The sequence below is a fragment of the Vibrio sp. B181a genome (assembly GCF_030248375.1).
Taxonomy (GTDB): Bacteria; Pseudomonadota; Gammaproteobacteria; order Enterobacterales; family Vibrionaceae; genus Vibrio; species Vibrio campbellii.
The window spans coordinates 1-6,996 of the sequence record NZ_JAHGAD010000119.1 but is presented as its reverse complement, the minus strand read 5'-3'; the positions used below and the strand labels follow the sequence as shown (position 1 = coordinate 6,996).

7 protein-coding genes and 1 pseudogene are annotated in these 6,996 nt (G+C 41.8%); 3 read left to right on the top strand and 5 right to left on the bottom strand.

What is annotated here, in order from left to right; translation table 11 throughout:
- The 3 genes and pseudogenes from KIO97_RS26085 to KIO97_RS26075 form a co-directional block, all read left to right on the top strand.
- Window positions 1–353: pseudogene (locus KIO97_RS26085) on the top strand (helicase); the annotation flags it as partial.
- A gap of 80 nt (window positions 354–433) precedes the next feature.
- Window positions 434–874, top strand: a complete 441-nt coding sequence (locus KIO97_RS26080; RefSeq protein WP_285384365.1) for a hypothetical protein — start codon at window positions 434–436, stop codon at window positions 872–874.
- Complete coding sequence (locus tag KIO97_RS26075; RefSeq protein ID WP_104036974.1) at window positions 871–1,197, top strand: hypothetical protein; 327 nt, start codon at window positions 871–873, stop codon at window positions 1,195–1,197. The genes KIO97_RS26080 and KIO97_RS26075 overlap by 4 nt, the downstream gene beginning before the upstream one ends.
- 627 nt (window positions 1,198–1,824) lie before the next feature.
- Here the strand turns inward: KIO97_RS26075 and KIO97_RS26070 are convergent.
- The 5 genes from KIO97_RS26070 to KIO97_RS26050 form a co-directional block, all read right to left on the bottom strand.
- Complete coding sequence (locus tag KIO97_RS26070) at window positions 1,825–2,799, bottom strand: ParB N-terminal domain-containing protein (RefSeq protein WP_285384364.1); 975 nt, start codon at window positions 2,797–2,799, stop codon at window positions 1,825–1,827.
- 11 nt (window positions 2,800–2,810) lie between these two features.
- On the bottom strand, window positions 2,811–4,022 hold the full coding sequence (locus KIO97_RS26065) for a ParA family protein (RefSeq protein ID WP_105069554.1): 1,212 nt from the start codon (window positions 4,020–4,022) through the stop codon (window positions 2,811–2,813).
- 300 nt (window positions 4,023–4,322) lie between these two features.
- Window positions 4,323–5,372 (bottom strand): replication initiation protein, encoded by a 1,050-nt coding sequence (locus KIO97_RS26060; RefSeq protein WP_105069555.1) that lies wholly within the window; start codon window positions 5,370–5,372, stop codon window positions 4,323–4,325.
- A gap of 357 nt (window positions 5,373–5,729) precedes the next feature.
- Window positions 5,730–6,050, bottom strand: coding sequence for a helix-turn-helix domain-containing protein (locus KIO97_RS26055; RefSeq protein WP_105069556.1), 321 nt, complete (start codon window positions 6,048–6,050; stop codon window positions 5,730–5,732).
- Window positions 6,051–6,679: 629 nt separating this feature from the next.
- Window positions 6,680–6,996: hypothetical protein (locus KIO97_RS26050; protein ID WP_285384363.1), on the bottom strand; the 317-nt coding region annotated here is incomplete at its 5' end.

Genomic DNA, 6,996 nt, shown 5'->3' with positions numbered 1-6,996 from the left:
TGGACAGAGGCATTGATGTACTCATCACCAACCCCGAACTGGTCAAGACCGGACTCGACTTGTTGGAGTTTCCGTCGATTGTGTTCACCAACACCGGCTACAACGTCTATACGCTGATGCAAGCCGCAAGGCGCAGTTGGCGTATTGGTCAACGTGAAGATGTGGACGTGACCTTTTTAGGCTATCAAGGCAGCGCGCAAATGGCGTGCCTGGAATTGATGGCCAAGAAAATCGCGGTCACCCAATCCACCTCTGGCGACATGCCCGATAACGGACTGGATATCCTCAACAGCGATGGCGACAGTGTGGAAGTGGCGTTAGCAAAGTCACTGTTACAACAAACTCGTCATTAACGTCTTGACCCCTTAACCCTAACCGGGAGCCTGCCTCACGGTTCGCTCCCTTTTTATTTTGAATACAATTGGAGCAACGTATGTACAACATGGCCAGCCAAAGTGAGCTGCACTTTGATAACGAAGGGCAGATTGACTCAGCGCAGGTTTACCAAGCCTTAGCCATGCAGTTAAGCACGCTACGACCTTGTGAGGCTTTGAAGCAGCATTTGGCGCTGTCTCATGCCTTGCTGGCTCAGACCATGCACTTACTGCGTATCCACCGACCCGATGATGCCGTTCAACCTCGGCTTATCACCTTGATTGAGCACAAAGCCTCGAACGGGGTGTTTGTCTCGCCGAGTACCCATCCAGAGCCGTATCGAGAGTTTCATTACTACATCGATGCAAACAACACGCTATGGGCGTTAATGGTGATGGATGAGCAAGATCGCATTATTGATGCGTACTTGCATCCTGAGCTTTACGCCAATCCCGAAGTGTTTGCGCTTTGTGTGTATCAAACCAAGGAGGCAATATGATGAGTACCAAAGACGCGCGCTTACGTATCGCGAATACCATCTTGGCACAACTGGGTGGCAACCGATTCATCGTGATGACCGGAGCCAAGCAGTTTGTGGCGATAGAGCAGGGGCTGATGTTCACGCTGCCCGCCCGCTTTGCCAAGCTGGGTATCAACAAAGTACGCGTGGAGCTGGCCGCCAGTGACACGTACACCATGACCGCATTGAAAGTGAATGCACGTCAAGGTGACGCCATTGAGGTTTTACAAGAGTCAGGCGTGTACTGCGATCAATTGGAGCAGACCTTTGAGGATTTGACCGGCGTTTACACGCGCTTTTGACACGAGAAAAGGCTATGAACTATTGCATCAACTGCGGAGAAAAGGGCACGTTACGTGCACTTGAGGTTCCAGAAAATGAAGATCCCCCGTACCTAGAACGCGGAGAGTTTGGAGCAGATAACCGCTATAGCCAGGAGCAACCTGTCACGATACTAAGGTGTCAGACCTGCCAACACGAGATGATTGATTTATCGTCTTAAGCACAGAGGGGAGGGCAGTCATGTCCCCCCTTCTTTTTTCTCACAATGACACTCACATTTTTGCGCTTTGACGTCACTCTAAATCCGTTTACATCTACACGAACCGGCAATCATTGGCTTACGTTACATTAAGCAAAGCTGAACCAACACTCAACCGCCCTTGCGACGACACTCCATCAGCCAGAAAACCATACACTGAACCAAAGGGTAGGCTGCGCCAAAGGGATAAAAGGGAGCAAGGGAAGGGTTTTCCCAAGGGAAAAGCCCTATCCAGAAAGGGTAAAAGGGAGCTGGCTGCGCCAGTTAAAAGGGGGAGGGGAAAGGGATAAATTGATATCCCTTCGGCATTCATGCGCGTGAAACCATCAAAAACTAGACGCAAAGCTATTTAAAAACAAAAACTTAAATAAGTTCTATCGTTTCGGCACTAGAGCATTAATTCACGAATAAACTCTTTGATTTTATTTCTCTTTTCCTCGGAAACTTTACGCAGATTAATGACTGCTGAGTCCTTACTTTTAACCGAGAACGTAATACCACCACCTAAGTCCTCATGCTTAACTTTCTTACTTTTTTCACTGTTCTTACGCTTTAACTTACCTTTAGTTGCAGCAAGAATACCGAGAACTAGCTCCGTATGTTCTTCTGGAGTACAAGCACTTTCTAATGCCGAAATTAGCTCAGCTTCAATATCATCTATAAAGTCTTTTAGTTCAATATTTTGAGAAGCGAGTGCTTTCGAAACATCTATAAGTAGCTTGGTATTTTTCTGAGAAGCAACCAAGCTACTGTCAACAAACAGATTCAGTAATCCGCTTGGTACTTTTGCAGCATTAATACATAGAGAGAGAAAGCCTGTAGAAACCTCTTCAGATTCCGCCATTGTTTTTGCATCAGGATAAATACCATTATCTAGCTTCGCTTGGTAAAAGCGCCCCCATTCAGCATAAGAGAGCTTTCGTTTTTGCTCAGAAATGCGAACGATTTCTTCCGCATCTTTTTGAGATAGTTTACAATTAGCGACCTCAACAGAGTATTGACAGTCTCGAATAATAGCGGCTTTTCGCCTTCTCGAACCGTCAACTATTTTCACTATCTCATTGTCGATGTATCCAATCGCAGGATAAAGCTGTACATTTTCAATACTTGCTAAAATGTCTTGCAAGCTTTCAGCTGTCAGTTGATCTTGGTTTCGGATGTTGGAACTATCAACAGCAGTGTCAGACTCAATATGAGTTTGTCCGTTAAATGTATAAAGCTCGAGCTCAACGACTTTCCCAGAAGATAATTTTAAGCTTCGAGTTTTTGGTTGCGTGACTTTATCGGAAACAGATTCCGGACTGGTTGTACTTATTGCTTTTTTTCTCTGTTCTAAACGCTGAGCCAATGCACTTTTCGCCATATGTATGCCTCCTAAATCTGTTTATGGTAATGCATGATCATTTCTACTAACTCTTGAGCCCAGCACGTAGCCTTTGTTAGAGCACGGTTATACGCATCTTTACTTCCGGTATAATCTTTTTTGGCTATAGAAAAGATGGTTGCAGAACTATCAGTACATCGTTCATATGCTTCTTCAGCAGGTAACGAGTGTTTTAATACGTATTGATGCCCAAATATCTCATACATTTCTGTAACAGCACCTTCATAGATATCAATGTCATGCTGCTGTTTCTTACTGATATCTTTTGATGTATAAGCTCCAATAAAATGCAACTCATCTAATAAAAATCCATCATTGACCATATCTTCAATAACAACAGGCAATCGCTCAACAAAGCGGACGGTTGAGTCCCAGTTGTAGAACGTAGGAGGGATTGGAATCATGATGCCATTCGATGCTGCTAAGCAGTTCTTCATAACTTTATCCATATGCGGACCCGCATCTAATAGAATAAAGTCATAGTCATTTCTTAGTGGTTCAATGATTCTCTTTCTCAGTAAGTTAAAGTATTTTTCGTTGCCACAAATATCTTCAGAATCTAGGTCATCAGCTAAAAAGCCATCAGCAGTGCCACAAGGTAAAATATCAATTCCGTTCATGGATGTACTTTTGATCCCGTGCGTCAATAGCTCTTCTTTCGATAACCCAGCGCTCGCCATTGCAAGAATTGAAGTTAAATCTGAATCAGATATTTCATAACCAGGTAGTAGTTGCTGTGTACTAGTGCCTTGTGGATCAAGGTCAATTACCAATACTCTATTTTGAAGCAAAACGTATCTTTCGAGGGAGATTAGAGCATCGGCAAGCATATTGGTTCCGAGAGATTTACCTACACCACCTTTCAGGTTTTGCAGAATACAAACAAAAGCAGGTAGTTCCTTATCTCGATACTTTTCAACTCCTAGGTAGTCAGCTACCAGGTAACAATCATCCATACTCAATCGATATTGATTAGTCGATGTTTTTGGAAAAACGACACCTTGTTCAGACATGCTAATCATCACATCTTTTAACGTATTCATAGCAATAGGCCTGTTTGTAAACTTCAACAAACGGTGCAACTCTCTCTGGGAGTATACTTTTTGCGTAACTTCTTGCTTTACCTCTTGCTGTATCTCTGAACGGGCAATACGAGATTGCTGTGCTCTTTCACCTAGGTCTTGAATATTTCGCAGTAACATAATACCTCCAACATTATACCAAATGAATGGTAACTCAAATTTTCGAACTTACAACAATAAATTGAATCAATCTGGTAGTATTATCTCATTATGAACTCAAAATGAACTCAAACGTTTCATGGCAAGCAATGGCACAAGAGGTGATCCTAGATAAGGAAAGTGGTCACATAAATTTAGTGTTGAACTAATTTTATGTGACCACTGGAAGATAAGTGAAGGGAAAACCTCAAGCGGAGGGGAGTATGGTAACAAAAATTTAGTCACCACCTAAGATAAACTAAAAAAGTGTAACCATAATAGCTACAATTTAACCCCCATAAGATCTAAACGGGCCATAAAACCGGAGTCGATAGACATATCATCAGGTAGTAAAACAATCCCCTCTAGAACCGTTTTCAGTGCGAGTTCTTGATGAGAAGTTAATTCCCCCTTAACAGGGTACGACATCACCACACGATAAGCTTCTTTCGCTAAGAGAAGCATAGGGTTATCCGGAACAGTTTCACTTTCAAGGCTTTTACGGTAGGCTGCTTCGCCTTTGTTATCGCTGGACTTCCATTTAAACAAGAACTCAAGCTGTATGATCTTCTTCCCACGTAGTATAGGTCTATAGCCATAACAACCTGACTTTTCGTCTATAAGGAACTCTAATTCAGACGAAATATCAGGGCACTTCATCATTTCACTTAAAGGTTTTCTTATACAACGTTCAATAAAGACTTTGTTATTAGCATAACTTTTTTTAGATAAGTTCCCTCTTTCATCTAGCAGACCAAAAAGACCGTGAAGTTGGCTAATTGTTTGAGGGTGTAGTTTAGTATTATGAGACTTAAAACGAGAGAGAATCGCATATAAACGCTTTGAGTGCTCAGACTTTAGTGCTCTAAACGACTTATGGTTTACTTGAGCATGGCCAGCAGATTGCGCTAAATACGCAGCCATTAGTTCAGCATTGGGAACGATAGATAATGATCCTGATTTATAGGTAACACGTCCAAATAGAGGTAAGAAGTCAAACATCTCAGCCTCATCATTAACAAGGCCTATCTTACGACCAGAAAGCCTTTCTGCTACAGGCTTAAGTGTAGGGTAAAGTTGCTTTGAAGACAGACCGAACCAGTCTTTCAACACATCAGAATGGAAAGTATATTGAGGAGCTAGGACATCTTTTCCTGCTTGATAATCACTCCAATGATCTTTGTGAAGCCGCGAAAGGAACAGCGCTAACATATCATGTTCACGAGCTGTTAGATCAAGTCGACTAAAGATCAACTCATGACTTTTCTTGAAAAAATTTTGAGGAAGTTCTTTATAGAACTCGGTCGTTATGTTTTGACGAGAGGAATTCATTAAAGTGACTAAAAATAAGTAACCATAAAAAGAATGTACACTAAAAATGAGTAACCATCTAGAAAAGTACAGTAAAAAGACTAAAAAAGCGTGACCACCATGCTAAAAATAAGATCCTAAAAACTAAAAATAAGATCATTTAGACTAAAAACATGTGCCCTTTGACTAAGGATAAGATCATTCAGACTAAAATGCAATGACCATTATCTATGTAAGTACTTGAAAGTAAAGGGTATATCATTAGCTATATAGATCATATAGTTAATATAGATCACTATAAAAAATATATTGTTATAGAAGATGTGGATAAGTGGAAAATCAAAGATTTACACACTTACCCACATCGAAGCTTCGCCATTACGTCTTTCTTTTTTCTAAAATTTTTTCTATTTCATCCAAGACTATAACTTCCCCAATTTCTAAAAGAAGCACTTCTTGAATAATAGAGAGCTTCCTGTGGGGTAAATCGGATGTAAGAGAGTTAGAAAAAAACTCTTGTTCGCTTATCCCCAATTCTTTACTTAACTTCGATAAGTTCTCTTTGGAGATCTTCCCTGTTTTACGCCACTTTCCGACACTCACTCGATTTACACCTAAGCGCCTCGCTATTTCAGAATCACTAAGGCCAGAGTTATCTATGTATAGTGTCAGTTTTCTTTTGAAGTCGTCAGTAGTCATTCAGTTCAGTTCAAGTTACTTCATACGTTGAGATCTTAGCTAATACTAAAAAAATAAGTAATTGAACCCAAAGGTTACCAGTGTTAACCTTTGGGTCGCTCTTTAAAAACTAGCCCACCCAGCGATGCTGACAACACCGCTGCAGAACTGGCACAGAATTTAGTGCGCGCATCCCACTGCGCACTAAATAAGCGAGCCCCTTTGCTCTGGGGCTCGCTTTCTTCCTTTAGATTGCAAATATTTTGTGACAAATAGTCACACTTTGAAACATTTATGAAATGTTGAGGGAACTTTATTTTACAGGGAAATAAAACAGTAACATTCTGATTAAACAACATTTTGTATGTTAAGGTGGTTAAAAAGACAACAATAATACTGAGGGCATATGTAAATGGTTGATTATTTAATTGTTTTGCCGCAATCGTTACCCTTCCTGCCAATCATAAAAAACGAGTTTCACTACAACTGAAACACATATTACGTAGTAAAGCACAACGCAGTAACGGCAAGGCTCTTTAACAATCTAGGTTTGTTCTCGCGAATAGTATGGCCAACGTGGCGCAGAGGCTCGGGCTTGATCTCCCAATAGAGGAGTGAACCCTCTCCACACGGCAGCAGCGACAGATGTCTCATTTTTCCACTGAGGAAAAACCAAGGGGTTGATCTCTTCGGTCAACTTTTATACCGTAATCGACGCCTGCCATCAGCGCAGCCAAGCACACGGGGTTTACTCCCCTTAAATGGCGTTCTGAAACGTGTCGCGGCTTCTTATTAGAGAAGTTGGAATGCATACTTATTACTGCCCTTAGCCTACGTTGTAGCGCTTTGGTGCTATCAAAACCACGAGCCTTGCGCTCGTTATGCTTCACCATGATGCGGCTTCGGCTCGCGGTGACGCTCACCAATTCAGACAGAGAACAAGGCCTCCTTGCGCCTTGGTTTTTCC